Origin of the sequence: Kitasatospora sp. NPDC049258 (assembly GCF_040678895.1) — a bacterium.
In the GTDB taxonomy this organism is placed as follows: domain Bacteria; phylum Actinomycetota; class Actinomycetes; order Streptomycetales; family Streptomycetaceae; genus Kitasatospora.
The window spans coordinates 214043-240879 of sequence record NZ_JBFAQT010000003.1 but is presented as its reverse complement, the minus strand read 5'-3'; the positions used below and the strand labels follow the sequence as shown (position 1 = coordinate 240879).

Sequence of the window (26837 nt, the reverse complement as noted above, 5' to 3'; positions counted from 1 at the left end):
CGCCACCGAGAGGTGGCGGGACCCAGCCGGTTCAGCGCGACGACTGCGCGGCGCACCAGGTGCCCTACGCAGGGCCACCCTGGGCTACGGCCGGTCGAAGACCTCCACCTCCCCGGTCAGGCAGACCAGGCGGTCGAGGGCCTCTTCGAAGGTTCGCCCCACGAGCCAGTTCTCGTCCTGGAGGCTGCACACCGTGAGCCCCTCCGGCGAGACATAGATCCCGTCCGTGTACATGCAGGCGATGGGGAACATGTCCGCAGCGAACTGCCGACTCACTTCGTCGACCACTTCCCTGTCCGCAGCAAGGTCAGGGTCGAACCTGATCTTGTCCACATGAAAGTTCGCTCCCTCGGGTCCGACAGGTTCCACCGTCAGCCCGTACAGCGACTCCAGGACGGATCGAGCGTACTGGTGCATCGGGAGTCCCCACGCGTCGAACTCCCGCGCAAGCTCCTCCACGTCCACCTGCCGCCCCGGCTGCCAACCGGCGTGGCCGAGCATGGACACGGTGGCCTCGTCCAGGCTCGACGGGGAAAACCGGCTCACGTCACCCTCCCAATCCGGGGACCCAGAGTCCGCCCACACGTCGAAGCGTAGTCATGCATCGCCAGCATGGATCAACGACCGCCCCGTGCTCGGCGGCCCGCTTGGCGTCCTTGCCTATCACCAGGAGCGACCTCGACACGGATCCTGCGGGATCCACACCGTCCTTGTACATCTGCTGAAGGCATCCGATCTCGCCGCAACCCAAGTGCGTGGCACGGTCCGAGACGTGCCGCTCCAGCGCGGCAGGGATGTCGAGCAGAGTACGCGCTTCACTGCGCGCCCTCACGACGTAGAGTCCGCTGCTGGTCTCCTTGGTGATCTCGGTGACCACCTTCGCACGCTTCTGCCCCAGGGGCAGATCGCGTTCGGCGTCGGCCATCTGCTTCAGCGGGCACTGCTCGGCATCGGTGTTGTGCACCAGTACGGGCAGGGTTCCTGCCAGCACGTAGAAGGTGTGCAGCTCGGCGACCGTGAGGTTGTACGCGGTCTGGGGCAGCGTCTTGTAACTATGCGTGTGACTGACGGTGACGATGTCACCCGCCGAGCCCTGAAGCCGTTCCCCGGCCTTCACGTCCGCCGCGTCGGTCCAACGCGCCGTGGTGACGTCCCAGTAGGGGTGGTGAGCGGTGGACGTGAGCTTCTGCTCAGGGCTCCCGCCCCCTGCCTGCACAACCAGTTCGGTGAAGTCGACGTCATCGTGACCAACGATGGTCGCGAGGATCGGTTCAGCCCGACTCACACCGGTCTGCGGGTCCGTGGCGACAACGTGGTCACCGATCTGCAGCTGGTTGATGGCCTTCGTGCTGCCGTCGGCGAGTTGGACCTGGGTGCCGGCGGGGAAGCTGTTGCAGCCCTTACCGCTCGTGGCCGGCTCGTCCGCCTTCGCTTCGGGCTTGGGTCCGTCGTCGGCGTGGGTCGCCGCTTGTTCGGCCTCGGCGGCTTCGTGTTCGGTCTTGCGGGCGACGGAGAGGGCTTCCTCCGCGTCCTTGGCGATGCGTTCGGCGCCGCGGATGGCGTCGTAGGCCTTCTCGCCTTCCTTCCAGAGCTTGAAGGCCTTGATGCCGACCTTGACGGCCTTGAAGACCTTGCCCCAGGGGACGAAGTTGAGGGCGGTGTTGACACAGCCCATGACGTCGCCCTTGGTGAAGCAGTCACGGGCGTCGTTGAAGCCGATCAGGTCGCCGACGACGTCGACGATCTTGCTGATGAGTTCCTCGCGCTGCTGCTTGGCCTTGGCGAGGGCTTCGTCGGCGGCCTGCTTCTGACGCACTGCCGCTGCCGCGTCGGCGGCCGCTTTGTCCTTGGCCGCGCTGCTGGTGCTGGAGGTGCTGCCGCCGGAGGAGCTGTTGCCACCGCCGCCGTCACCTCCGCCACCGCCACCGCCACCGCCACCGCTGTCCTGCTTGGCGTAGTAGGCGGCCCAGGCGGCGGCGGACATGCAACGTCCGTTGTCGTCAGGGATGCAGGTGCCGGAGGGGTCGGAGTGGTCGATCGGGTTGTTGTTGGCGTAGGCGTAGCCGTTCCAGGACTGCGGGTCGCTCTCGTTGAAGATCGGGTCCGTGGAGAGGAAGCGGCCGGTCTTCGGGTCGTACTGTCGGGCGCCGAGGTTGGTGAATCCGGTGCCCTCCAAGGTGCCGCCGACGAAGCCCTTGTCGCCGGCCCAGACACCGACACCGGGCTGGGTGCCGCGGGCGTTGCCGAACGGGTCGGTGGGTCGGCGGGTGGCGGCGAGGGTCGCGGCGTCGAACTGGACGCCGTTCGTGCCGTGCGGGTCGGAGGCCTGGTAGTAGAGCTTGCCTCCGCCGAGGGCGGTGGTCCGGGTGACGGTCAGCCCGCCCGGCGCACCGTAGTAGCGGGTGTTGGACAGGGCGTGGGTGTTGGTGTCGAGGGTGACCTCGTCCGAACCCATGTTGAGGGTGACCTTGCCCGGGGTCCGGCGGATCAGCTGGCCGCCGCTGGCGTCGTAGACGTAGCTGGTGTCACCGGACCCTCCGGTGTCCTGGATCTTGGAGACCTTGCCCTCGTTGTTCCAGGTGAGGGTTTTGGTGCCGGTGGTGTCGGTGATCGAGGTGGTGTTGCCGGTCTCGTCGTACTGGTAGGTGGCCGTGGTGGCGGCGCCGTTCACCGTGGTCTTGGAGGTGAGCAGGGCGTGCGGTCCGCCGGTGCCGCCGCCGGTGTTGGGGGCGGTGGTCTTGGTGTTGGGGCCGGTGGCGAAGGTCTGGTCGACCGTCTTGTCCTTGGTGGTGACACCGGCGGGGTCGTGCTGGACGAACTTGGTGCGGTTACCGGTCAGGTCGTAGGAGTACGACTGCCAGTAGGGGGACGGGCCGCCGATCCGCGAGGTGGCGGTGCCGGCGGTGGGCTCGACCGGGTTGGTGCAGCCACCGATGCCCTGCACGGAGGGTGCGGGGGCGGTGGTGGTGGTGCCCTTGTCGGTCCAGGCGGCGTTCAGTCGGCCGAGGTAGTCGTAGGTGAAGCACTGCAGGTCTGTTGCGGTGCCGTCCTGGACGTCCTTGACGGAGGTGAGCGATCCGACCTTGTTGTAGGTGTAGTTGAGGAGGTCGACGTGGGTGGTGGTGGAGGTCTGCTTGTCCAGGGTGGACTGCACGACCCGGCCGGTCCCGGCGTCGTAGAGCTGGGTGGAGACGACCTGGGTGCCGTACTCACCGATGGTGGTGCGGGTCGGGTGGCCGAACACGTCGTACTGCATGTCCTGGACCAGGTAGTCCAGGCCGCTGGAGGTGGTGAAGTTCCCGTCGACGTCGTAGGAGTTGCCGACGGTCTCCGCCGCCAGACCACCCACCGCCGGCATGCTGACCTTCTTGGGAAGGCCCAGCACCGGGCTGTAGACCATCGACCAGCTGTAGGTCCCGGCCAGTTCCTTCTCGACCGTCGGGATCGTCATCGATGTGCCGGTCGCACGGTAGCCGATGTCGTAGCCGGTGATGGTGCTGGTGTAGGCCGCGCCGGTGGTGCCACCGACGTAGCGGATGGACGAGTCGGGCTTGCCCTTGGCCTTGGAGTCGTAGGTCCAGGCCGCGGTCTTCTTCGTCAGATCACTCGTGTCGGTGCCGTCGAACTGCCCAGCCCTGCGGGCCAACAGGTCGTAGGTGAAGCTCGTCGACCTGCCCCGCGCATCGGTCGCGGTGACCAGATGCCCCGCGTTGTCGTAGACGCTGGTCGAGGTGCCGGCATCCGGATCGCTCATGCTGGTCGCTTGGCCGAGCAGGTCGTAGGTGTAGGACCATTGGCGCCCGGTCGAGTCCTTGCGCCAAGTGGGCTTGCCCGCGACGTTGTAGCCGTAGGTGGTGGCGTCGTAGGCACCGGTCGGCGTGCTGGTCTTGTACTGCCGCATCTCGACAATTGCGCCGGTGGCGTCGGTGAAGGTGCTGCCCGCGTAGCCGCCGGAAGGCGGGGTGGTGTCGGTCCGGTCCGCGCCGAGGTAGGCGACGGTCGTCCGCCACTGCTCCTGCGCGTAGGACATGGTCTTCGCCGAGGTGACCCGGCCGAGGCCGTCGTACTCGTTCCAGGTCTGCTTGGGGACCTGGGAGTCCTGCGGCAGGAAGACCGTGGTGGTCGGCCCGGACGTGTTGTTGAAGTAGGACGGGGTGGCCTTGATCTGCCAGCCGTGGGAGTCGAACTCCGCCTCGGAGATCAGGCGGCCGACCTGCCCGTAGGCGGGCATGGCCTGGGTCTGGCGGATGCGGCCGAGACCGTCGTAGATCTCGATGCTGGTGGTGTAGGAGCCGTCCTCGCGGATGCTCTGACTGGTCACCGTCGAGGGCGCGTTGGCGCCGTTGAGGGCGTAGGAGAACTTCCGGTTGGGGGTCTGGGTGGCCTTGTCACGGCCCGGCTGCCAGACCGAGATCAGGCGGCCGAGGGCATCGTAGGCCTCCTCGGTGACGTGGTTGTTCTCGTCGACCGCCTTGGTGGGCGTGGCTCGGCCCGGGTCGACCGTGGTGGTCGACTTCCAGCCGAGCGGGTTGGTGACCTCCAGGCTGGTCGGCAGCTCGCCGGTGGCGGGGACGTAGACCGTGGAGGTCTTCGCACCGTCGCGGTGGGTGTCGTCGGTGCGGTTGGGGTCGATGGTCGCGCTCTGGCGGCCGTACTTGTCGAACTCCGCCTTGGCGGTGGTCCGGTAGTTGGCCGAGCCGTCACCGTTGTAGGAGGTCAGGACCCGGGTCTCGGTCTGGTTGGCCTCCGTGCCGATCGTCCCCGGCGCCTGACCGTCGTAGATGGTCAGCGTGTCGGCGATGGTGGTCGTGGTGGACGGCGTCGTGGAGCAGGCACCGGCCACCGTCAGGATGCGGGACGGCATCTCCACGAGAGCCGTGTTGGCACCGGTCGCGTACGTGGTGGTGGTGCACTGCTCCTGCTCCGCCACGTGCGCCAGGTCGCCCTTGACGTCGACGGTGTTGACGCGGCCGGCGTGGGTCTCGTCGTAGGTGACGTCGCGTTCGGTGGTGCGCCAGGAACCGTCCGAGAGGAGGGAGCGGTTCTTGACCTGGCCGGTGTTGAGGTAGCGCGCGGTGACCTTGGGCAGGTTGCCGGGCTGGGTGTGGGTGGCGGTGATGTTCGACATCCACGGGGTGGACAGCTCACCACCGACGACCTTCGCGTTCGCGGCCGCGGACTCGAAGGTCTGGGTCTCACGGACGAACCCGGCGAGCTCCTCCGCGTCGGTGATGCTGGAACCCCAGGTGTCGGTGACCTGGCCGCCCATGCCCCGCAGGAACGTCGCCACCGACTTGGTCTTCGCGCCGTCGCTTCCGCTACCGGTGGTCGTGGTGACGCTCTGGTAGCCACGGAAGTTGTCGTACGTGCGGGTGTCGTCGTCCGCGAACTCGGAGTCGTTGCGGTGCCAGGCGGCGCCGCCCCCGTACGTGTACTCGGTGATCTTCGCGACGGCGGAGGTGACCAGCGACTGCTCGCTGACCGAGGACACCAGGATCTTGTGGAACCAGTCGTCGACGGGCTTGGCACCCGGTGCGGAGCCCGGCGGGACCCACTTCACCGGCGAGCACGCCATCGTGTTGCTCTCCGGCGAGGCCGGCATCGTCCCGGCGGTGCGGGAGCACTCGACCGGCTTGTAGCCGATGTTGATCCGGCCACCGGTCTCGGTGACGATCTCGTCCATCCGCGGACGGTTGAACTGCGGCGCCACCGGCACCAGACCGTCCACCCGGTTGGCCATCTGCTTGGCCTTGAACGTCACCGGCGGCAGATCGACACCCGTCTGCCCGTTGCTGCCGGTCCGCCGGATCGAGGCCAGCCACAGCGTCGGCGAGGTGCCGTCACCCGGGTCCGAGAACACCTGGGTCAGCGCCCAGGAGTCCACCACCCGCGGCGCACCGCCGACGGTGATCGACGTCTCGACCTTGGTGAGGCGCTTGGAGGTCCAGAACGACGGACCGTAGTTGGTGCACTTGCCCGACGAGGCACACGCCTGGTCGACCGGGGTGTCCGGCCAGAACGACTGGTTCGCGACGGTGCGCTGGGCGTCCGTGCAGGTGATCGAACCCGACGCGAAGCACCGCTCCGAGGTCGTGAACGAGATCTTCTCCGCGGGCTTGAGGGCGCCCTTCGCGGTGATCTGCTCGGCGAGCTGCTGCCCGTAGGCGATCTCCGCCACCGTCGAGTAGCGGTCGTACGCGGTCAGGGTGCCGGTGCCGTTGTTCTGGCCACCGCCGCGGGCGTAGTAGTTGCCCTCCTTCGCGTACTTGTACGAGATCAGGTTGCCGTGGAGGTCGACGATGTAGTCGAGGTTCCACTGCCAACCCATCTGGCACCACGACGCCAGACCGGTGCCCGAGCCGTAGCACGGGTCTCCGGACTTCGGCGAGTACACCGGCACGGTGTTCACCGAGTTCGACGCCGGATCCGTCCCGTCGCCGCCCGGCAGGTGGTTGGCACCGAAGAAGTACTGGGTGCCGTCCGTGGTGACGACCTTGAAACCCTCACCGTTCCACGCACCGTTGTTCAACCCGGTCAGCGGCGTGATCTGGGTGCCGTCGTCGCCCTGCAGCCGCAGCACACCCGAGGAGTCGTCCTTCACCACCATGCCGGAGTGACCCGCCAGGTTCAGCGACAGCGACTGCCCCGCCCAGCACTCGTCACCCGACATGTCGATGCCGGCCTTCATGCACGGCTTGTACGACCGCGAGATCGAACCCGCCGAGTAGTCCCAGCCGTCACCCAGCCACGAGGACTGCGAGTTCGTCGACGCCGTCCGGCCGTCCACCGACGACGAGTCGTAGCCCAGGACCGTACTCGGCGCCGCACCACCCAACGCCGACGGCATGTCGAACGTGTACGAGTACGTGAAGTTTCCCGAGTTCGTGCCCGCACTCCACTGCGCCGACGGCGAGATCGGAGTGGCCGCGAACGAACCCATCGAACCCGCCGACGACGCCTCCGCCGCCAGCACCGTCGCACCCGAGGAACCGGCCGAAGCCGACTCCACGAACGCGGCCCGGACCACCGAACCGCCCTCCTTCGAGGCAGCGTTCGTCGCACCCGACGCGGCCGGGAGCTCGACCTTCGCGGTCACCTTCCCCGTCCGCGCGTCCACCGACGAATCCACCGGCGTCCGCTTCTGGCACTCCGCCTTCTCCGGCGTCTCCAGCGCACACGCCGGCAACTGCACCAGCCGCGCGCGATCCGCCCAGGTACCCGCACCCACCAGAGCGGCGACATCCACCGTCACCTGCACCGGCAGACCCGACTTCGCCGCAGGCGCCGCAGCGGGAGCCGCGTTCTCCAGGCTCACCACCGGACCGGCCTCACCCGCCGCCCGAGCCTTCGACTCCTCGACCAGCGCGACCTTCACCGACGGCAGCTCCGCCGGATCCGCACCGCCCTTCGCCGCGCCCAGGTCCGTCAGATAGACCGGCAGATCACCGGCCTTCACCTCCGCCTGGCCACCCGACGACGGAGCAGCCCCACCCGTCAGCTTCCGCGCCGCGAGCTGCTCGCCCGACACCTTCGGCAACTTCACCGTCGCCGAACCGGCCTTCACCCCCGGCCGCGCCGAGGACTTCCACTCCTTCGGAACACTCGCATCGGCCTTACCCGACCGCGAATCCCCCTTCCCCGAAACAGACTTCGTCTCACCCAACGCCGTATTCGGCGGCGTCCACACCTTCGGATGCGGCCGACGCTCCGCCAACGCCTCGGCGGACGGAGCAGCCAACAACGACATCAACACAGCCAGAAGCGTCAACAACCCCACGCCCCGCGACCGGCCCATCAGCCAGCGCCAGAGTGGGGAGCGCGCGTACCAAGCCCCCACGAACAAGCTCCCATATCGGTTCAGAACGCAGCACAAATGACGCCCCGACGATCGTCGGCACGTCAGATGCGGACAGCACACGGAGAGGTGCGCTGAGCGACATGAAATCTAGGGCTCGGTTAGCGCACGCCACTACTGGCGATCAAGGATTTTTACCAGAGCTTTGCATGAGGAATCCACTAAAAAGGGCAATGCATGACAACCCATCAGCCAAGGGGGCATCTGCCCAGCTCGGCGGCCAAATCGGAGCCCTGGCGGCACATCGCACGCCCCCATTCCACTTGAAGATCGCCACCAACTGCCGCTCTATCGAGCGCAGTTGGAAATTCAGCCGCAACAAATTCCAGAATGCGGGATAATTGTCATGGGCACCTAAATTACCCCGCTCCCGCGGCGCCGGGCATCATGAATTCTCCATACAGGGTATGGATCCACCTTTCATGGCATAGCGATCGGACGCGGGCGTCCCACCCTTAGGGTCGGAAATCGCCCAATTCGGAACCCCTCAGGTCGCCGTACGAACGACCACTAATCGGGCAAGGCAGCTCAAGTCGAGGTATCAGCTTGACCCTCATATCACCGACCCTGCATCGTTCCTGACCGAACGCCTGCGTGAAAGAGGCAGGCCTGTGGGAGGGAACCCCGGATCTCCATGTCCGCCGCAACATCTTCGAGTGGCCTTCCCCGGTCACGCAGAACCAACGGCAGGGGCCTGCTCGGCCGCGCCGCGATAGCCGTGACGACGGCCATCGGCCTCACCGTGCTGTCGTCGCCGATCACCATGGCCGCGACCGTGGACCCGACCCCGACCCCGTCCGGGAGCTCCGCGCCGGCCAAGGCCGACCAGCAGCCGACCGACAGCGCGGCGGGCAAGGCGATCCACGAGGCGCTCGCGCAGGCGAAGGCCACCGGGAAGCCCGTCACCATCGACGCGCTGACCACCGAGAGCAGCGAGAGCGTCGCCAACCCGGACGGGCACACCGTCACGGCGAACACCCACGCCCAGGACGTCCGCACCAAGCGCGACGGCGGCTGGAAGAGCCTCGACACCACCCTGCGGACCGGCTCGGACGGCACCCTCGCCCCGGCCGTCACCTCCCAGGGGCTGACCCTCTCCGGCGGCGGCACCGGCCCGCTGGCCACCATCACCACCACCGACGGCAAGAAGCTCTCGGTCAGCGCACCGTTCGCGCTGCCCAGGCCGACCGTGGACGGCTCGACGGCGACCTACGCGTCGGTCCTGCCGGACGTGGACCTGCAGGTCAGCGCCCTGCCCGACGGTGGCTGGCGGGACGTGATCGTGGTCAGGACCGCCGCCGCGGCCGCCGACCCGCGGCTGAAGAGCCTGCACTTCCCGGTGCAGACCACCGGCCTGAAGGTCGCCAACGACCAGGCCGGCAACGTCTCCGTCACCGACGAGAACGGCAAGGAGCGGATGCACGCTCCCACCCCGTTCCAGTGGGACTCGGCCGAGGTCGCTCCGCCCGCCCCGCAGCTGAAGGCCGCGAAGGCCGCGCCGAAGTCGCTGTTCGCCGCCCCCGGCGCCATCGAGCGCAAGTCCGCGACGGAGAAGTCCACCGCCAAGGACCCGGGTGACGGCGCGACCGTCTCCACCATGGCGATCAAGGCCACCGAGACCGGCATCGACCTCACGCCGGACCAGGCCACCTTCGGCAAGGGCGCCGGCCCCTGGTACCTCGACCCGACGGTCAGCGCCAACGCGACCCGTCAGGTCAACGCCCAGGTGCAGGAGAACCACAAGGACACCGCCAACGTCAACACGCTCAGCAGCCTGGGCATCGGCTACTGCGGCTACTCCGACTGCACCGGCTACGGCCGCTACCGGTCGTACTACCAGCTCGGCATCCCATCGGTCCTCTTCTCCGACGGCTCCCGCGGCACCGCCACCATCTCCAGCGCGACCATGTCCGTGCCGGTGAACAGCGCGGCCGCGCCGGGCACCAACTCGCCGATCAACCTGTACAACACCCCGCAGCTGTCCGGCACCACCACCTGGAACAACCAGCCGTGTGGCACCGGCAACATGAACGGCTGCGACAAGGTCGGCACGTACTGGATCACCGGTACCGGCACCATGAACTACGACGTCACGTGGTGGATGCAGCGCGCCGCGGACAACAAGTGGGCCAACTGGACCGTCGGCTTCGCCCCGGACAACGAGGGCGAGAAGCTCTACCGCCACCACCTGGGCGCCGACCCCAACATCGCGATCAACTACGACATCGCGCCGACCATCTGGTACCCGCGCACCACCCCCACCCCCGGCTACAACGCCGACCCGGTGATGGGTGACGCGCACAACGACTGCCAGACCCCGGGCGGCGCCGCCTGGTACCAGCCGGGCTGGGTGGGCGCCAATCAGAACGTCTACCTGCACACCAGCAGCTGGTCCCCGATCGGTTCGGGTCTCGACACCACCTTCCGGATGTGGGACGACAACGACGGCAACGCCGGGCAGACCCCGCACACCGGGCCGATCGGCAGCTACAACAACGACGCCGTGGTCTCGGTCGGCCTGCTCGCCGACGGCCACCAGTACGGCTGGACCGCCACCGTCACCGACGGCTGGCTCACCTCGGGCGAGACCCCGTGGTGCTACTTCCGCGTGGACAAGACCCCGCCGACCGTCGCCATCAGTTCCACCGACTTCCCGGCCAGCGGCACCCTGAACGTCGTGCCGAAGAAGAAGGTCCGGGAGGCCGGCACGTTCACCGTGACCGCGACCGACCCCGCCCCCATCAACGGGCTGAACGCCTCCGGTGTCGCCTGCACCCGCTGGACCACCGACCCGACCCCCGTCACCGGCTGGTCATGCAACGACGCCGGCGTCATCAAGGGCAGCACCGGCACCTTCAACTTCACGCCCACCACCTGGGGCACGAACATCCTGTTCGCCCAGTCGATGGACGTGGCCGGCAACTACAGCCAGCCCTTCCCGTACACCTTCTACGCCCCCTGGGACCCGGTGACCGGCGCAGCCGTCCCCGGTGACCTCAGCGGCGACGGCCGCGCCGACCTGCTCCAGGCCGACGGCGCCGGCAACCTGCGCGTGATGCCGGCCGACACCGACCCGACCCTCGCCCAGGCCGCCCCGCTCGGCCTCTCCCCGCTGAACGACACCACCCCCGTCGGCTGGCAGAACGTCCAGACCACCCACCGCGGCGCCCTGCGCTCGATGGGCGTCGACGACGCCTTCGCCTGGACCGGCGCGACCCCCGCGATGGCGAAGAACCTCTACCTGTACCAGAACAAGGGCGACGGCACCTTCAAGGACGCCAGCGTCCTGACCAAGCCCACCACCTGGGCCGACCCGGTCACCGGCGCCGCCCTGACGTCCGCGCCGGCCGGCTGGAACGCCGACTGGTCGAAGACCACCCAGATCGTGGCGCTCGGCGCGCTCAAGGCGCCGGTCAGCTCCGGTGACAGCATCGCCAGCAAGAACCAGACCTCGCTCCTCACGGTCGAGAACGGCAACCTCTGGCTCTACCGCGCGGACACCACCAACACGCTCGACGCCGCGGCCGTCAAGGTCTCCGGCACCGGGAACTGGGCCAACTTCGACCTGATCAACCCGGGTACCGCCAGCGGCACCGCCCAGCCCACCCTGTGGGCCCGCGACCGTTTGGACGGTACTCTCCGCGCCTACGACATCACGATCAAGACGGACGGCTCCGGAACGCTCGACCTGAGCGCCCTCGCCGACCCCAAGGGCTCGAAGGCCCGCATCATCGGTGGCGTGCCCGCCGGCCAGTTCCCGCAGGTCGGCGCCGCCGACGCCACGAAGGACGGCATCGCCGACTTCTGGGCGATCGACGCCAACAAGCACCTGCAGTTCTGGCCCGGCAAGACCAGCGGCGGCACCGCTGCCACCCCGGTCACCACCTTCGCCACCCCCAACGACCAGGGCGACACCCGGGCACCCGTGGACCGTATCGCGCTGTCCACCAGCACCGGAGGCATCACCCAGGACGCCTACGGCAAGAGCCCGGGCACCGTGAAGGGCGGAGTCACCTTCGGCACCGACACCGTCAACGGCAAGGCCACCACCGTCGCCAACTTCAACGGCTCCGATGGCGAGATCGGCTTCAACAATCTCAAGGTCAACACGCTGGAGTCCTTCTCGGTCACCCTCTGGGCCAAGCCGAACAAGGCGGACAGCGTGGTCATCAGCCAGGACGGCGGGAGCGGAAGCGACTTCCTGGTCTGGCCGTCCTCCAACGGCGACGGCAACGCCACCTGGCTCATGTCGATGGCTCAGTCGGCAGGCCACGCCTGGACCGCCGACTACGAGCACGTCGCCAAGGTGAACAGCGCCGCCCGCGTGCAGTTCGGCACGTGGACCAAGCTGACAATCAGCTACAACTCGAAGTCCGGCCAGATGTCGCTCTATGTCAACGGTGCACTTGCAGCCACCGGGACACACACGAACAAGCTCAACTCGGGTGGCTCGCTCGTGCTCGGCCGGTTCCGGAACGGTGGTGCCGCTTCGAACTACTACAGTGGCAGCATCGCCGACGTCGTGGTCAACGACTATTCCATCGACCCGGGCAGCGTGACCGGCCCGATCGTCTCGGACATCATGAAGTCGAAGTGCCTGGACGACCCCAACGGGGTCACCGACAACGGCACGCCGGTCCAGATCTACGACTGCAACGGCTCCATTCCTCAGCAGTTCACCGCCCAGGCCAACGGTTCCGTCGTCGTCAAGGGCAAGTGCCTGGACGCCTACGGCAGCGGCACCACCAACGGCACAAAGATCGTCCTCTTCGATTGCCTCGGCGGCGCCAACCAGGTCTGGCAGGTCCGTCCGGACGGCTCGATCTTCAACCCGATCTCCGGGCGCTGCCTCGACGTGCCGAACGGGAACGCGGTCAACGGGAACCAGATGCAGCTCTACGACTGCAACAACACCAGCGCCCAGCGCTGGTTCACCCGCACGGTTGCGTGACCTGACGAACCGACCGATCGAGGGCCCGTCGCAGACCCTTCGTAGCTAGCCACCGCCCGGCCCTCGGACACAGCTCGACCGTGTCCGAGGGCCGGCCTTGCTGTTCGTCGGGATGGTCCGCGGACGTTGATGCTTTCTGGGACTCACATTCCGAGACCCAATCCGATAGGAGCGGCCCCGATTGTCGAATTGGGACAAATTCGGTATCCCCGCACCGACCGGATCCGCGTTGCTCGGTGAGGTGCTGGTGAGCGGATACTACGATCACGCCGTCCAGTACCAGCTGGGTCGCGTCCTTACGGAGTCTGCGGTCTCGATCTTCGGTTCTCCGAATGTGGAAGCCGTGATCGCGGGAGACGAGGAACTGCTCGAGGGCTTCGTCCTCGTCGACAGCTGCTGGTCCCACGTACGCGCCGGCTGGACGAGGCTGTCCGAGGCCGGGCGGGCCAGGGCGGTGGAACACTCCGCCGTGCTCTCCAGTACCCACGAGAGCCGGGAAGCACGGAACCAGGTGCTGAAGAGCCTCAGCTCGGAAGGGGCCTTCTTGGCGGCGAGATCGGAGTTCGCCGGTCTTCTCGGCCACCTGGCGGACGCCTACCAAAGGTTTCCATCGGCGGATCGATCTGACTTACAGGTCGATTCATGAGTGAAGGCTGTGGCCGGAAGTGAATTCGCTTCCGGCCACAGCCTTCTGATGGAACCCGTTCGAGGACGGTCTCCTACCGCACAGCTTCCGCCCCTCAGACCAGCCGGCGGGCCGTCGCCCAGCGGGTGAGCTCGTGCCGGTTGCTGAGCTGGAGCTTGCGCAGCACCGCCGAGACGTGGCTCTCCACCGTCTTGACCGAGATGAACAGCTGCTTGGCGATCTCCTTGTAGGCGTAGCCCCGGGCGATCAGCCGCAGCACCTCGCGCTCGCGCTGGGTGAGCCGGTCCAGGTCCTCGTCCACCGGCGGGGTGTCGGTGGCGGCGAAGGCGTCCAGCACGAAGCCGGCCAGCCGGGGCGAGAAGACCGCGTCGCCGTCGGAGATCCGGAAGATCGCGTTGACCAGGTCCGTCCCGGTGATCGTCTTGGTGACGTAGCCGCGGGCGCCGCCGCGGATCACCCCGATCACGTCCTCGGCGGCGTCGGAGACCGACAGCGCCAGGAAGCGGACGCCGGTCGGGTCGGCCATCAGCGGCGCCGAGCGGCGCAGCACCTCGACGCCGCCGCCACCCGGCAGGTGGACGTCGAGCAGCACCACGTCGGGCCGGGTCTCGGCGACGACCTGGACGGCCGACTCGACGTCGTCGGCCTCGCCGACCACGTCGATGCCGGTGAGCTCGGTCCGGCCGATCTCGGCCCGGACCCCGGTGCGGAACATCCGGTGGTCGTCGACCAGCACCACCCGCGCGGTGCGCTCAGGTCCCGGTCCAGCTGCCACGGCCTCAGACATCTGCTCTCTCCATCTCCAGCTCGACCTCGGTACCGCCGTCCGGCGCCGGACGCACCTTCGCGGTACCCCCGTTGCGCCGCATCCGGCCGATGATCGACTCCCGTACGCCCATCCGGTCCTCGGGCACGCTGTCGGGGTCGAAGCCTGGCCCGTGGTCGCGGACGAACACGGACACCGTCCGCCCCTCCACCTCCGCGTACACCTGGACCGGTCCTCCGCCACCGTACTTGGCCGCGTTGACCATCGCCTCTCTCGCGGCCTGCATCTGCGCGGAGACCCGCTCGTCCATCGGGCAGTCGCCGACACAGACCAGCTCGACCGGCACCCCGTGCCGGTCCTCGACCTCGGCGACGACCTGCCGGATCCGCTCGGCGAGGGTGTCCGGGGCATCCTCGGCCGCGGCCTCCGGGCGGTAGAGCCACAGCCGCAGCTCGCGCTCCTGGGCGCGGGCCAGCCGGAGCACCTCCTTGGCGTCGTCGGCGTTGCGCTGGATCAGGGTCAGGGTGTGCAGCACCGAGTCGTGCACGTGGGCGGCGATCTCGGCGCGCTCCTGGGCCCGGATCCGGGCGGTGCGCTCGGCGCCGAGGTCCTGCCACAGCCGCAGGGCGTACGGGCCGACCAGCACCAGCACGCCGGCCAGCACCGCGACCGAGGCCTCGATCACCGAGCCGACGGTGGAGCCGCTGCCCTGGAGCACCAGGAACGCCACGATGCCGGCCACCACCAGCAGTACCCCGCCGACGACCCGGGTGTAGGCGCCGCGCCGGCGGGTGGCCTCCTCCAGCCCGAACCAGCGCTGCCAGCGCGAGTCGTCGGCCTGCCGCCAGACCAGCGCGACGCCGACGCCGATGATCAGCAGCGGCCAGACGTACGGCTTGGCGGTCTGGATGTGCAGGGCGCTGAGCAGCGCCATGATGCCGACCACCAGCAGCAGCAGCGCGAACAGCTGGCCCACGCCCGCCCGGCCGCCGCCCTTCTCGGGCCGGCCGCCGACCTGGGCACCGAGCTGGGCGCCGGCCGCGCCCGGGCCGACCGTCGGGGGCTCGCCGTGGAAGGTGCGCTGGAGCAGGTCGCGCAGCCGGCCGAGCCCGGCCCGGCGCTCCTTGCTGAGCTGGGCGGCACCGGCCTCGCCGGCGTCGACCCGGACGAAGCCGCCGTCGCGGTAGATCCAGCGGGTGGCACTGCCGGGGGCGGGCTCGCCGATGCCGATCGGCACCACGAACCAGAACGCGGCGTACAGCAGCACCCCGATGCCCTGGGCGAAGAACAGCAGGATGAAGGCGACCCGGACCCAGGTGACCGGCAGCCCGAGGTGCACCGCGAGGCCGTGCGCGACGCCGCCGAGCATCCGGCCGTGCGGGCTGCGGTACAGCCTGCGGTACGGCGGGCGGGCCCCGTCGGCAGCGGTCGACTCGGCGCCCGTCGGCGACGGGGTGTCAGGAACGGGGGGCTGGGATTCGATGCCGGGGGCTGCCACGCCACGAATGGTCACACGTATCCGGGCCCGGGCGCATCAGGGTACGGCCCTGAGTGCCCTCTCAGGGACAGTTCAGGGTCGGCCCCGGGCCGCGGGCGGTTGGGCGCGGCCCCTCGCAAGCAGCAGGATGGTGCCATGACCGACGAGCAGAGCACCGGGGCCCCGGACGCCCCGCCCCAGGGCGCGCAGCGGCCCCCGCTGACCCGCAGCGAGCGGCACCGGGTGGTGGCCGGGGTGTGCGGCGGGCTCGGCCGCCACCTGGACATCGACCCGGTGGTGTTCCGGGTGGTGGTGGCGGTGCTCTGCCTGACCGGCGGGCTCGGGCTGTTCCTGTACGGGCTGGCCTGGCTGATCGTGCCGCGCGAGCCGGCCGGTGCGGAGGTCGGCCGGACCGAGCTCCAGCGGGTGCTGACCGGGCGGGTCGACGGGCAGTCGGTCGGTGCGGTGCTGCTGACGGTGATCGGCACCGGGGTGTTCTTCTCCTCGATGGGCGACGGTGACCAGCTGTTCCCGCTGCTGCTGCTCGGCGGCCTGGTCTTCCTGGCGGTGCGCTACGACCCGGAGCGCCGCCGCCGGGGCCGCGGGCAGGACCGGCCGCCCGGGGCGGGCGGGCCGGGCGGGCCGTACGACCGGCTGGAGGAGGAGTCGGGCGAGCGGCTGGACTGGCGGGGCTGGCAGCAGCAGTTCGGCGAGGACGTGCGGGCGCAGTGGGAGGAGCGCCGGGAGGCGATGCAGCAGCAGTGGCGGGCGGTCCGCGAGGAGCAGGCCCGGGCCCGGGAGGCCGGTACGGTGCCGGCCGACTCGCCGCCGCCGGGGCCGAGCGGCTACCTGTGGGATCCACGCCACCCGGAGCGCAATCCGTACGGGCAGTCGGCGCCGGGGGGCGCCGCCCAGCCCTGGTGGCAGCGCACCGACCTGCCGGCGGGTGATCCGCTGCGCAAGTCCCCGGCCGCCCCGGCGGCGCCGTCCCCGGCTCCGGCGGCCTGCGTCCGCCGGCCGCGCTCCTTCCTGGCTCCGCTGGGCCTGCTGGCGGCGGTCGGTGCGGGTGCCGCGGTCTGGGCGGTCGGGGCCCGGCACGGGGACGGGGTCAAGGTCTCGGTGCTGCTGGCGGTGCCGCTGCTGGTGCTCGGGCTGACCATGCTGGTGGGGGCGAAGTTCGGCCGGGCCAAGGGCCTGGTGGTGCCCGCGCTGGTGCTGACGGTGGCGCTGGCGGGCGCGGGTACGGCGGTGGACACCCGGGTGCGGACCGGCTTCGGGGACCGCACCTGGGCCCCGACCTCGGCGGCCGACCTGCGCTCGGAGTACAGCCTGGGGGCCGGCAACGCGACCCTGGACCTGCGCGGGCTCGACCCGGCCGGCGGGACGCTGGCGACCGCGGTCCGGCTCGGTGCGGGTGACCTGCGGGTCACGGTGCCCTCGGACGTGGAGGTGCGGCTGCGGGTGGACAACCTGGTCGGCGACGTGCGGCTGCCGAACGACGAGCATCTGTCGGGCGGGGACAACAGCCGGGAGCTCGAGCTGCACCCGGTCGGCGGTCAGGCCTCCCGGGGCACGCTGGATCTGGAACTGACTCTCGGAGTGGGCGACATGAAGGTGGTTCAGGGATGAGGAAGCACCGGCTCGATCCGTTCTCGCTGATCTCGGGTGGGCTGTTCACCGTGATCGCGGCGCTCTACCTGGTCTCCTCGCTGGACAGCGACTCGGTCGACGGGAGGATCGTCATCCCGGTGACCTTCATCGTGCTGGGGGTGGCGGGGCTGGTCGGCGCGGTGGCGGCGATGTCGCGCCGCGGCCGTCCGGAGCCGGTCGAGGCGCCGGCCTGCGGCGCGGTCCGCACCGCGCCGCAGGACGGCGAGGGCTGAGGCCCGCACGATCCGGGCCCCCGGGAAGCACCGAGCCGGGCCGGGCATCCGCCCGACCCGGCCCCGGTCCCGTCCGGCTCAGCTCTGGACGGGGCCGAGCTCCAGCTGGTCGCCGTTCTTGGTCACGGTGTACTTGGGCAGCGGCTTGGTGGCCGGCCCGTTGACCACGGCGCCGGTGGCGGCGTTGAAGCGCGAGCCGTGGCAGGGGCAGTACATCTGACCGTTCTTCGGTGCGTCGACCGCGCAGCCGGAGTGGGTGCAGACCGAGGAGAAGCCGCAGTACTGCCCGGCGGTGGGCTGCACGATGTAGACGGCGTCGCCGCTGGCCGGGTCCTTGACCTGGGCCGAGCCGCCGACCGGGACGGTGGAGGCGGCCACGGTGACCTTGGCGCCACCGGCCGCGGGGCCGCCGCTGCCGCCGGCCGCCGGGCCCGAGGGCGCGGGGGTGGGCAGCGGGGTGGCGGAGGGCACCGGCTTGCGGTCGCGGCCGAAGGTCGCGGTGAGCGAGCCGGAGAGGAGTCCGGCGCCGCCGATAGCGACGGCCGCGATCCCGCCGTCCAGCAGGGCCCGGCGGCCGACGGCGTCCTCGTCCAGGCCCCGGGCGCGGTCCCGCCGGGCGCGGGTGGCCAGGTAGCCGTCGATGGACAGCAGCGGGGTGCCCGCCAGCAGCAGCGGGGTCCAGGCCATCAGGTAGGCGAGATCGTTGCCGTAGTAGTACGGCGAGACGTTCCAGCTGACGGTGAGCCACAGGGTCAGGCTGATCACCGCGCCCCCGGCGGCGGCGAGCCGCCCCCAGAGGCCGAACAGCGTGCCGAGGCCGACGGCGAGCTCGCCGAAGGCGATCAGCAGGGCGAACAGGGTGGGTGCGTCGAGCGCGGGGCCCAGCGCCCAGCCGATCGGGCTGGCCGCCTTGACCGCCTGGGTCTGCGCCACGAAGGAGGCCGGGTCGCCGGCGCCCGCCAGGTAGTGCGAGTCGGAGAGTTTGTCGAACGCGGCGTACACGAAGGTCACCCCGAGGAAGAGGCGCAGCGGCAGCGTCGCGTAGCGCGTGCCGGTCTCCTTCCACCGGGCCAGTTGTGCCGATCTGCCCGACCGCTCCGGTCCGCCATGCCCCGCCGTCATGCCGATGCCTCCCGCTCGTGTCCCGCCAACTACTGACAGGTCCGGTCCGATTCTGCCCGTTGTTGCCCGCGTTCCGTCGCAAGCCCCACCCATGGACCACCGTGGCCCTCACAGCAGACGGCCGCGCCGCCACTCCCTTAGGTACGGAAGCAGCGGCGCGGCCGTTCAGTTCAGCGGGAGATTACTCCCACTCGATGGTGCCCGGCGGCTTGCTGGTGCAGTCCAGGACCACGCGGTTGACGTCCTTGACCTCGTTGGTGATCCGGGTGGAGATCTTCGCCAGCACCTCGTACGGCAGGCGCGACCAGTCCGCGGTCATGGCGTCCTCGGAGGAGACCGGGCGCAGCACGATCGGGTGGCCGTAGGTGCGGCCGTCGCCCTGCACGCCGACGCTGCGGACGTCGGCCAGCAGCACCACGGGGCACTGCCAGATCTCGCGGTCCAGGCCGGCCGCGGTCAGCTCCTCGCGGGCGATCGCGTCGGCCTCGCGGAGCAGGTCGAGCCGCTCCTTGGTGACCTCGCCGACGATCCGGATGCCGAGGCCCGGGCCGGGGAACGGCTGGCGCTGGACGATCTCCTCGGGCAGGCCGAGCTCCTGGCCGACCATCCGGACCTCGTCCTTGAACAGCTTGCGCAGCGGCTCGACCAGCTGGAACTGCAGGTCCTCGGGGAGGCCGCCGACGTTGTGGTGGGACTTGATGTTGGCGGTGCCGGTGCCGCCGCCGGACTCCACCACGTCCGGGTACAGGGTGCCCTGGACCAGGAAGTCGACCGACTCGCCGCTCTCGCCGGCCTCGGCCACGATCTCGGCCTGGGCCTGCTCGAAGACCCGGATGAACTCCCGGCCGATGACCTTGCGCTTCTCCTCGGGGTCGCTGACGCCCTTCAGCGCGTCCAGGAAGCGCTCCTCGGCGTCGACGACCTTGAGCCGGACACCGGTCGCGGCCACGAAGTCCTTCTCGACCTGCTCGGTCTCGCCCTTGCGCATCAGCCCGTGGTCGACGTACACGCAGGTCAGCCGGTCGCCGATGGCGCGCTGCACCAGGGCGGCGGCGACCGCGGAGTCCACGCCGCCGGACAGGCCGCAGATCGCGCGCTTGTCGCCGACCTGCTCGCGGATCAGCGCGACCTGCTCGTCGACCACGTTGACGGTGGTCCAGTCCGGGGCGATGCCCGCGCCGCGGTAGAGGAAGTGCTCCAGGATCTGCTGGCCGTGCGTGGAGTGCAGCACCTCGGGGTGGTACTGCACGCCGTACAGGCGGCGCTCGTCGTCCTCGAAGGCGGCGACCGGCACCACGTCGGTGGAGGCGGTGACGGTGAAGCCCGCCGGTGCGGCGGAGCAGGCGTCGCCGTGCGACATCCACACCGACTGCTCGGCGGGGGTGCCCTCGAAGAGGGTCGAGCCGGTGCGGCTGACGTGCAGCGGGGTGCGGCCGTACTCGCGGGCGCCGCTGTTGTCGACGGTGCCGCCGAGGGTGATCGCCATCAGCTGGAAGCCGTAGCACATGCCGAAGACCGGCACCCCGGCCTCGAAGATCGCGCGGTCGAGCCGCGGGGCGCCGTCCTCGTAGACCGAGGACGGGCCGCCGGACAGGATGATCGCCTTCGGGTTCTTGGCGAGCATCTCGGCCACCGGCATGGTGCTCGGCACGATCTCGCTGTAGACCCGGGCCTCACGCACCCGACGGGCGATGAGCTGGGCGTACTGGGCGCCGAAGTCGACCACCAGGACGGTGTCGTTCTCGGCTACGGACTGGTCGGGAAGAGCAGAGGACACGGACGGCCTTCCGGCATCGGTATCAGAAGGTGTCGCGCGCCACACGCCCCTGGCAGGGTGGCGACGGCGACCGGCGGGGGTATGCCCCGAGTCTACCGGGCTGCTCGAACGCCCCCGGTTCACCCGCATGCCGTCCGGCCGTACCGTGACCCGGCGCGGCGGCGAATCGTTGCACCGGGCGACCGTCCGAGTGCTTGCGCACCTCCCAGGTGCGGCGGCGCCCGCCCGGTCGGCAGGACCACGCGTGGAACTCTCGTCCAGTCCACCGGCGCGCGTGGCGGGCCCGGCCCGCCGTGGGACCGCGCCCCGGTGCTGTGGCCGGAACAGCAGGGGACAGCGGACCCGGCCACGACTGACCGGCCAGGGGGTGGCGGAGCGGTGGCCGGGGACGCCCGGGCGCCGCCCGCCGCTCCCTCGGCAGGCCGGTCCGCCCCTGCGCGCTCCCCTGTGCGCCCCCCGGCTTGCAACTACTACGCAGAGTAGTCGACTGCGGGGCCCACGAACCGTCCGGCCGGGCGTCCCGACCGCTCCCCCGGCGTCCCCGCTGCGCGGAGCTGCGCGAAATTGGACTGTGCCGAACTGTGTCGAATCGGTTGCACAGTAAGGGCTCCGTCCAGCACGATGCTGGTTGTGGGGGTTGGCCTGGTCGCCGTCGAAGGCGGTGCCGGGCCGGCGGTCCGCAGCCATGGTCCGCCCTGCGGCGGTGCCGCCCGATGGATCACGCTGCGTGAGGGCGGGCGCCGCTTCGAGCCGTACGCCTCCGTGGGCGCCCCGGCGCCACCCTGAGCCATCCGACCCGACGGCGCTCTTCCCCCGGCGCCGTCAACCCAGCACCGGTGCCGCCCTGACGCCGCGTGCTGAACGACAAAGGGCCCCGTTCCCCCGCGGGGCCCTTTGCCCTTCCCGGGCCCCGCCGGGGGAAAGGGGGCGCGCCGTCGGACCGAGCGGTGCGCCGCCAGGGCGCGGGCTACGACCCGGCGGGCCGGCGGAAGGCCTCGTGCGGGTCCGCGGTCCCGGTGGCGGGCGGCGCGGGTGCCGGAGCCTGCGCCGGTGGCACCGGCGGCCGGAGCGGTCGGGCCGGCGCCACCGTCGGCTCCCCGGCCGGCGCAACGGCCGGCGGCGCAACAGCCGGCGGCACCACCGGCCGCGCCGGCACCGGCACCGGCACCGGCGAAGGGCCCACCGGCAAAGGGCCCACCGGCGAAGGGCCCACCGGCTCCCCCCGCACCGCGCGGAGCAGCGGCGGCAGCGCGAGCGCGCCGAGCGCCGCCCAGAGCAGGTTGGCCACCACCACGCCCGCCGGCACCAGGCCGAACGTGGTGTGCGTGCTGCCGCCCAGGTCGAGCCCCTGCTCGAAGACCGCCCCCACCGAGGCTCCGCGGGAGCGCCGCACCACGAGGTCCGCGCTCATCCCGGCCACCACCATCGGCACCGTGAGCAGCACCGCGTGCACCACCGCCAGCCGCAGCCGGTCCGCCACGCCCAGCCTGCGGCGGTACGCCGACCAGCCGAGCAGGCAGGCCGACGCCACCGCGAGCAGCAGCGCCCAGCGCCACTGGCCGCTCTGGCCCTGCAGGTCGAACAGCGAGGCCCGGAACTGCTCGGTCCGCTCCCCGGTGGACGCGGTCAGGCCGGCCACCGCGGCGCCCGAGCCGAAGCCGAGCAGCACCAGCCCGGCGTTGGGGACGAGCAGCAGCCACACCGGCTCGAACGGTCCGGTGTGGCCCACCGCCACCAGCACGGCGGCCACCAGCGAGGACACCCCCACCGAGCCGGCCAGCACCCGGCCGCCGACCCGGGCCGCGAGCAGCCAGCCGGTCAGCGCGGGCCGCCGCCGGGCGGCCGCACCGATCGCGTCCGCGCCGTGCACCAGGAACGCGAGCAGGAACGCCAGCAGCACCGTCCCGGCCACCGACCGGCCCAGGTCGACCCCGAAGGCCTCCCGCGAGTCCAGGGCCAGGCCGTACCGGCCCACGTCCGCGTGGGCCTCGCCCCCGAGCGCGCCCGGGTGGGCCGGGGGTGCCTCGCCGGTCGTGGTCCCGGCGAGCAGGCCGAGCAGCAGGGCCACCAGCCCGGCCAGGGCGGCCACCCGGGCGGCCGCCGTCAGGGCCTGCCGGGCCGTCGCCCCGCCGCCCGCGCGGGCCCGGCCGCGCCGAACGGCGGGCCCGAGGCCGAGCCCGAGCGCGACCAGCCAGAGCGCCAGGACGGTCATCGGCAGCAGCCTCAGGTCCGTCTCGAAGGTGTAGCGGGCGAGACCGTCGGAGACGGCGTGCAGCGGGCCGCCGAAGGCGGCCGTGGTCAGCGCCAGCGCGGCCCCGAACCGGTCGTCGAACGGGAAGCCGCCGCCGATCCCGTCCGCCGGCATCGCGAGCAGCAGCGGCAGCAGCACCAGGACGGCGGTGGCCGGCGCCAGAGCCCGCAGGGCGGGCAGCCAGTCCCGGCCGAACAGCGCGCCCCACAGCGCGGAGCGGCCCGCCGAGGGGTCGTACGGCACGCCGCGCCCCCAGCGGCCGAGCGGCGGGCGGCCGGCCGGCGCCGGCGGGGCGGTGAACTCCGGGGCGGCGCCGAGGCCGGCGTAGGCGCCGGAGCCGCCGACCTCGACCACCTCGCTGATCACGGCGGCCGGAGCGCCGAACGGCCGGTCGCAGGCGGCGCAACGCCGGGCCCCGCCCGCGGAGTTCGCGCCGCAGGACGTGCAGATGGCCATCCGTGCCCCCGGTCCTCGTCCGAGAGCCGTTTATCCCACCGGCCCTCGGACGGTGTCAAACGGCGCTGGTCGCCACCTCAGGGACGTTCCCGGGGCTCCGGTCCGGCACCGGCGGCCCGCTTGGCGGGCACCTGCGGCACCGGCAGCAGCAGGGCGCCGAAGGCCGTCGCCGGGACTGCGGGGCGGTGCGGGGCGACGGCGGGCACCGGGCGGTACGGCTCGTCCTGGGCGGGTCGCCCGTCCGGCTCGCCCTTGTTCGGCCACATCGACAGCGCGCGCTCGGCCTGCGCGGTGATGGTCAGCGAGGGGTTGACGCCGAGGTTCGCGGAGATGGTCGAGCCGTCCACCACGCTGATCCCGGGGTGGCCGAAGAGGCGGTGGTACGGGTCCACCACGCCGGTCTCCGCGGAGTCGCCGATCACGCAGCCGCCGATGAAGTGGGCGGTCAGCGGGATGTCGAAGATCTCGCCGGCGCTGCTCCCGGCGAAGCCGTTGATCGACTCGGCGAGCGCCTTGGCGGCCTGCTCGGCGGCCGGGATCCAGGTCGGGTTGGGGGCGCCGTGGCCCTGCCGGGAGGTCAGCTTGCCCTTGCCGATGCCGGACTTCTTCAGCGAGACGGTGAGCGAGTTGTCCAGCGACTGCATCACCAGGCCGATGATGGTCTTCTCGGACCAGCGGTGCTTGTTCATCGACTGGGCGAAGATCACCGGGTGCCGGGCCGCGGTGACCGCGTAGCGCAGCCAGCGCGGGCCGCGGCCGGCCCCCGGCACCTGCTGGACGCTGAGCGCGCCCATCGCGTTGGAGCCCTTGCCGTAGCGGACCGGCTCGATGTGGGTGTTCTCGTCCGGGTGGATCGAGGAGGTGATCGCCACCCCCTTGGTGAAGTCGACCCGCCCGCCGTCGCCGGTCGGGGAGGCGCCCGCCGCGTACCGCCGGTCGGTGGTCGAAGCGCCCACCAGAGCCTCGGAGTTGGTCCGGGTGAGCTCGCCGAGCCGGGCCGAGAGGCCGGGCAACTGGCCGCCGTCGCGCATCCGGTGCAGCAGGGTCTGGGTGCCGTAGGTACCGGCCGCGACCACCACCCGGGCGGCGGTGATGGTCCGGGCGCCGGCCTTGACCGGGTCCTTGGAGCGCGAGTCGGTGCGGCGCACGTCCACCGCGAAGGTGTCACCGACGGTGCGGATCCGGGCCACCGTGGTGAGCGGGTGGATCTCGGCGCCGCCCTGCTCGGCGAGGTGCAGGTAGTTCTCCACCAGGGTGTTCTTGGCGCCGTGCCGGCAGCCGGTCATGCACTCGCCGCACTCGATGCAGGCCTTGCGGCGCGGCCCGGCGCCGCCGAAGTACGGATCCTCGACCTCGGTGCCGGGGGCGGCCTTGACCGAGCCGTCGCCGTCGCTGCCGTCGCCGAAGAACACGCCGACCGGCGCGAGGTGGAAGGTGTCGCCCACCCCCATCTTCTCGGCGGCGGCCTTGAGGTGGACGTCGGAGGGCGTCACGGTCGGGTTGGTGCGCACCCCGAGCATCCGCTGCGCCTGGTCGTAGAAGGGCGCCAACTCCTGCTGCCAGTCGGTGATGTGCTGCCACTGGCGGTCCTCGAAGAACGCCTTCGGCGGGACGTACAGGGTGTTGGCGTAGTTCAGCGAGCCGCCGCCGACACCGGCGCCGCCCAGCACCAGCACGTTGGCCAGCAGGTGGATCCGCTGGATGCCGTACATGCCGAGGGCGGGGGCCCAGAGGTAGTTCCTGGTGTCCCAGGAGTTCTTCGGCAGCTCACCGGGGCCGAACCGGCGACCGGCCTCCAGCACCGCGACCCGGTAGCCCTTCTCGGTGAGCCGGAGGGCGGCGACCGAGCCGCCGAAGCCCGAGCCCACCACGACCACGTCGTAGTCGAGACCGCTGTCCGCCATCTGCCGTTGCTCCTTCGAAACGTCGTGGGGGGGGTGCGCCGAGCGGGGCCGGCTCCCCGGGCCGACCGCCGGCCGGCTACTTCAGCCGGAACGCCTTCATCGCCTTCAGACCGGTGGTCATCAGCGCCGCGAACCGCACGTCGTCCAGGCCCATCGAGGGCGCCAGCGGGAGCACGGTCTGGGTGGCGATGGTCTGCGCCTCGGTGTAGCGCAGGATGCCCTCCGCGCCGTGCCGCCGGCCGAGGCCGGAGTCGCCCATGCCGCCCATCGGCGAGGCCACCGAGCCGTACGCCGCCGCGTAGGCCTCGTTCACGTTGACCGTGCCGGTGTGCAGCCGGGCGGCGAGGGCCCGGCCGCGCCGCAGGTCCTTCGTCCAGACGCTGGAGTTGAGGCCGTACGGGGTCGCGTTGGCGGCGGCGACGGCCTGGTCCTCGGTGTCGAAGCGGTAGATCGAGACGACCGGGCCGAAGGTCTCCTCGGCGCAGACCGCCATCGCGTCGGTGACGCCGTCCAGGATGGTCGGCTCGTGGAAGAGCGGGCCGAGGTCCGGCCGGGCCCGGCCGCCGGCGACCACCGTGGCGCCGGCCTTGACCGCCTCCTCGATGTGCCGGGTGACGGTCTCCAGCTGCCGCTCGGAGACCAGCGAGCCCATGTCCGAGCCGTACGCCAGGCCGCCGCCGAGCCGCAGCGCGCAGGTGCGCTCGGCGAACCGGGCCAGGAAGCGGTCGGCGACCGAGCGGTGCACGAAGAGCCGCTCGATCGAGATGCAGAGCTGGCCGGCCGAGGAGAAGCAGGCCCGCACGGCGCCCTCGACGGCCTTCTCGACGTCCGCGTCGGCCAGCACCAGCATGGCGTTCTTGCCGCCGAGCTCCAGCGAGGCACCGACCAGCCGGCCGGCGGCCTGCTGAGCGACCTGGCGGCCGGTGCGGGTGGAGCCGGTGAACGAGACGTAGTCGGCGTGCTCGACCACGGCCGGGCCGATCACCGGGCCGTCGCCGATCACGATCTGCCAGCAGTCGGCCGGCAGCCCGGCCTCGATCAGCAGCTCGCGGGCCCACAGCGCGGTCAGCGCGGTCTGCGTGTCGGGCTTGTTGACCACCGCGTTGCCGGCCACGAAGGCGGGCAGGGCGTCCCCGACGGAGAGCTCCAGCGGGTAGTTCCACGGGGAGATCTGGCCGACCACGCCCTTGGCGCGGCGGGCCTCCACCGCCCGGGTGAGCACCGGGATCGCGCCGGAGCGGCGCCGGTCGCGCAGGTACGAGGGGGCCTTGCGGCCGTAGTGGCGGGCGGCCATCGCGGCCGCCATCACCTCCTCGAAGGCGTGCAGCCGGGCCTTGCCGGTCTCGGCCTGGATGAGGTCCAGCACCTCGTCCTGGCGGCGCAGCAGCAGGTCGTGGAAGCGCAGCAGGACGGCGGCGCGGCGGCGGACCGGCAGCGCGCCCCAGGCCTGCTGGGCCCGCCGGGCCAGCTGGTAGGCGACCTCGACGTCGGCCGGGGTGGACTGCGGGAGGCTGGCCAGCCGCTCGCCGGTGAGCGGCGCGGTGGTGTGCACCAGCTCCGGCTCACCGGTCGCGGTGACACCCTTGGCGAGCCGGGCCACCACGGCGGGCGTGATGGCCGAGGCGACCGTGCGCGCCGCGCCCGGCGCGGCGGGGTTGCGCCCGGCTTCGGCGCGGGAACCGGTCTGTCCGTCTGCCGTGATGTCCGTCATGAGCGCAGCCTAGGGCCTGGGCCGCGAGTTCGGTACCC

General features: G+C 71.2%; 14 protein-coding genes. 5 read left to right on the top strand and 9 right to left on the bottom strand.

Features of this window, described 5'->3' with window-relative positions; genetic code table 11:
* Positions 1–84: 84 nt before the first annotated feature.
* Together AB0K43_RS04410 and AB0K43_RS04405 are read right to left on the bottom strand one after the other, a co-directional pair.
* Positions 85–546: an SUKH-3 domain-containing protein gene (locus tag AB0K43_RS04410; protein ID WP_363635617.1), complete on the bottom strand. Its 462-nt coding sequence runs from the start codon at positions 544–546 to the stop codon at positions 85–87.
* Position 547: 1 nt separating this feature from the next.
* Complete coding sequence (locus AB0K43_RS04405; RefSeq protein ID WP_363635615.1) at positions 548–6847, bottom strand: polymorphic toxin-type HINT domain-containing protein; 6300 nt, start codon at positions 6845–6847, stop codon at positions 548–550.
* Between AB0K43_RS04405 and AB0K43_RS04400 the strand changes: the two genes are divergently transcribed.
* The 3 genes from AB0K43_RS04400 to AB0K43_RS04390 all read left to right on the top strand — a co-directional run bounded on the left by AB0K43_RS04400 (position 6846) and on the right by AB0K43_RS04390 (position 13452).
* On the top strand, positions 6846–7433 hold the full coding sequence (locus AB0K43_RS04400; RefSeq protein WP_363635613.1) for a hypothetical protein: 588 nt from the start codon (positions 6846–6848) through the stop codon (positions 7431–7433). The genes AB0K43_RS04405 and AB0K43_RS04400 overlap by 2 nt on opposite strands.
* Positions 7434–8573: 1140 nt before the next feature.
* Positions 8574–12806, top strand: a complete 4233-nt coding sequence (locus AB0K43_RS04395) for a ricin-type beta-trefoil lectin domain protein (RefSeq protein WP_363635611.1) — start codon at positions 8574–8576, stop codon at positions 12804–12806.
* 181 nt (positions 12807–12987) lie between these two features.
* Positions 12988–13452 carry a hypothetical protein gene (locus AB0K43_RS04390; protein WP_363635609.1) on the top strand — a complete coding sequence of 155 codons (465 nt, stop codon included), beginning with the start codon at positions 12988–12990 and terminating at the stop codon, positions 13450–13452.
* A gap of 94 nt (positions 13453–13546) precedes the next feature.
* Here the strand turns inward: AB0K43_RS04390 and AB0K43_RS04385 are convergent, their stop codons facing one another.
* Positions 13547–14239, bottom strand: coding sequence for a response regulator transcription factor (locus tag AB0K43_RS04385; protein WP_363635607.1), 693 nt, complete (start codon positions 14237–14239; stop codon positions 13547–13549).
* Complete coding sequence (locus tag AB0K43_RS04380) at positions 14232–15611, bottom strand: PspC domain-containing protein (protein WP_363635792.1); 1380 nt, start codon at positions 15609–15611, stop codon at positions 14232–14234. The genes AB0K43_RS04385 and AB0K43_RS04380 overlap by 8 nt, the downstream gene beginning before the upstream one ends.
* Before the next feature lie 240 nt (positions 15612–15851).
* Between AB0K43_RS04380 and AB0K43_RS04375 the strand changes: the two genes are divergently transcribed.
* Together AB0K43_RS04375 and AB0K43_RS04370 are read left to right on the top strand one after the other, a co-directional pair.
* Positions 15852–17324, top strand: coding sequence for a PspC domain-containing protein (locus AB0K43_RS04375; RefSeq protein WP_363635605.1), 1473 nt, complete (start codon positions 15852–15854; stop codon positions 17322–17324).
* The gene (locus AB0K43_RS04370; RefSeq protein WP_363635603.1) at positions 17321–17578 is read left to right on the top strand and encodes a hypothetical protein; all 258 of its coding nucleotides are present in this window, start codon (positions 17321–17323) and stop codon (positions 17576–17578) included. Before AB0K43_RS04375 ends, AB0K43_RS04370 begins: the two co-directional genes overlap by 4 nt.
* 78 nt (positions 17579–17656) lie before the next feature.
* Here the strand turns inward: AB0K43_RS04370 and AB0K43_RS04365 are convergent, their stop codons facing one another.
* The 5 genes from AB0K43_RS04365 to AB0K43_RS04345 form a co-directional block, all read right to left on the bottom strand.
* Positions 17657–18700, bottom strand: coding sequence for a Rieske 2Fe-2S domain-containing protein (locus tag AB0K43_RS04365; protein ID WP_363635601.1), 1044 nt, complete (start codon positions 18698–18700; stop codon positions 17657–17659).
* A gap of 181 nt (positions 18701–18881) precedes the next feature.
* Positions 18882–20477, bottom strand: coding sequence for a glutamine-hydrolyzing GMP synthase (gene guaA, locus AB0K43_RS04360; protein WP_363635599.1), 1596 nt, complete (start codon positions 20475–20477; stop codon positions 18882–18884).
* A 967-nt stretch (positions 20478–21444) separates the two neighbouring features.
* Positions 21445–23184 (bottom strand): hypothetical protein, encoded by a 1740-nt coding sequence (locus tag AB0K43_RS04355; RefSeq protein ID WP_363635597.1) that lies wholly within the window; start codon positions 23182–23184, stop codon positions 21445–21447.
* 77 nt (positions 23185–23261) lie between these two features.
* The gene (locus AB0K43_RS04350) at positions 23262–25088 is read right to left on the bottom strand and encodes a GMC family oxidoreductase (protein ID WP_363635595.1); all 1827 of its coding nucleotides are present in this window, start codon (positions 25086–25088) and stop codon (positions 23262–23264) included.
* Positions 25089–25164: 76 nt separating this feature from the next.
* The gene (locus tag AB0K43_RS04345) at positions 25165–26799 is read right to left on the bottom strand and encodes a succinic semialdehyde dehydrogenase (RefSeq protein ID WP_363635592.1); all 1635 of its coding nucleotides are present in this window, start codon (positions 26797–26799) and stop codon (positions 25165–25167) included.
* Between the last annotated feature and the right edge of the window lie 38 nt (positions 26800–26837).

What these genes read in the sequence shown, in the direction of transcription:
- AB0K43_RS04400 (WP_363635613.1), top strand. Translation starts at nt 6,846, where the DNA reads ATGTCGAACGTGTACGAGTACGTGAAGTTTCCCGAGTTCGTGCCCGCA.
- AB0K43_RS04405 (WP_363635615.1), bottom strand. Translation starts at nt 6,847, where the DNA reads ATGCCGTCGGCGTTGGGTGGTGCGGCGCCGAGTACGGTCCTGGGCTAC.
- AB0K43_RS04385 (WP_363635607.1), bottom strand. Translation starts at nt 14,239, where the DNA reads ATGTCTGAGGCCGTGGCAGCTGGACCGGGACCTGAGCGCACCGCGCGG.
- AB0K43_RS04375 (WP_363635605.1), top strand. Translation starts at nt 15,852, where the DNA reads ATGACCGACGAGCAGAGCACCGGGGCCCCGGACGCCCCGCCCCAGGGC.
- AB0K43_RS04370 (WP_363635603.1), top strand. Translation starts at nt 17,321, where the DNA reads ATGAGGAAGCACCGGCTCGATCCGTTCTCGCTGATCTCGGGTGGGCTG.
- AB0K43_RS04365 (WP_363635601.1), bottom strand. Translation starts at nt 18,700, where the DNA reads ATGACGGCGGGGCATGGCGGACCGGAGCGGTCGGGCAGATCGGCACAA.
- AB0K43_RS04355 (WP_363635597.1), bottom strand. Translation starts at nt 23,184, where the DNA reads ATGGCCATCTGCACGTCCTGCGGCGCGAACTCCGCGGGCGGGGCCCGG.
- AB0K43_RS04350 (WP_363635595.1), bottom strand. Translation starts at nt 25,088, where the DNA reads ATGGCGGACAGCGGTCTCGACTACGACGTGGTCGTGGTGGGCTCGGGC.
- AB0K43_RS04345 (WP_363635592.1), bottom strand. Translation starts at nt 26,799, where the DNA reads ATGACGGACATCACGGCAGACGGACAGACCGGTTCCCGCGCCGAAGCC.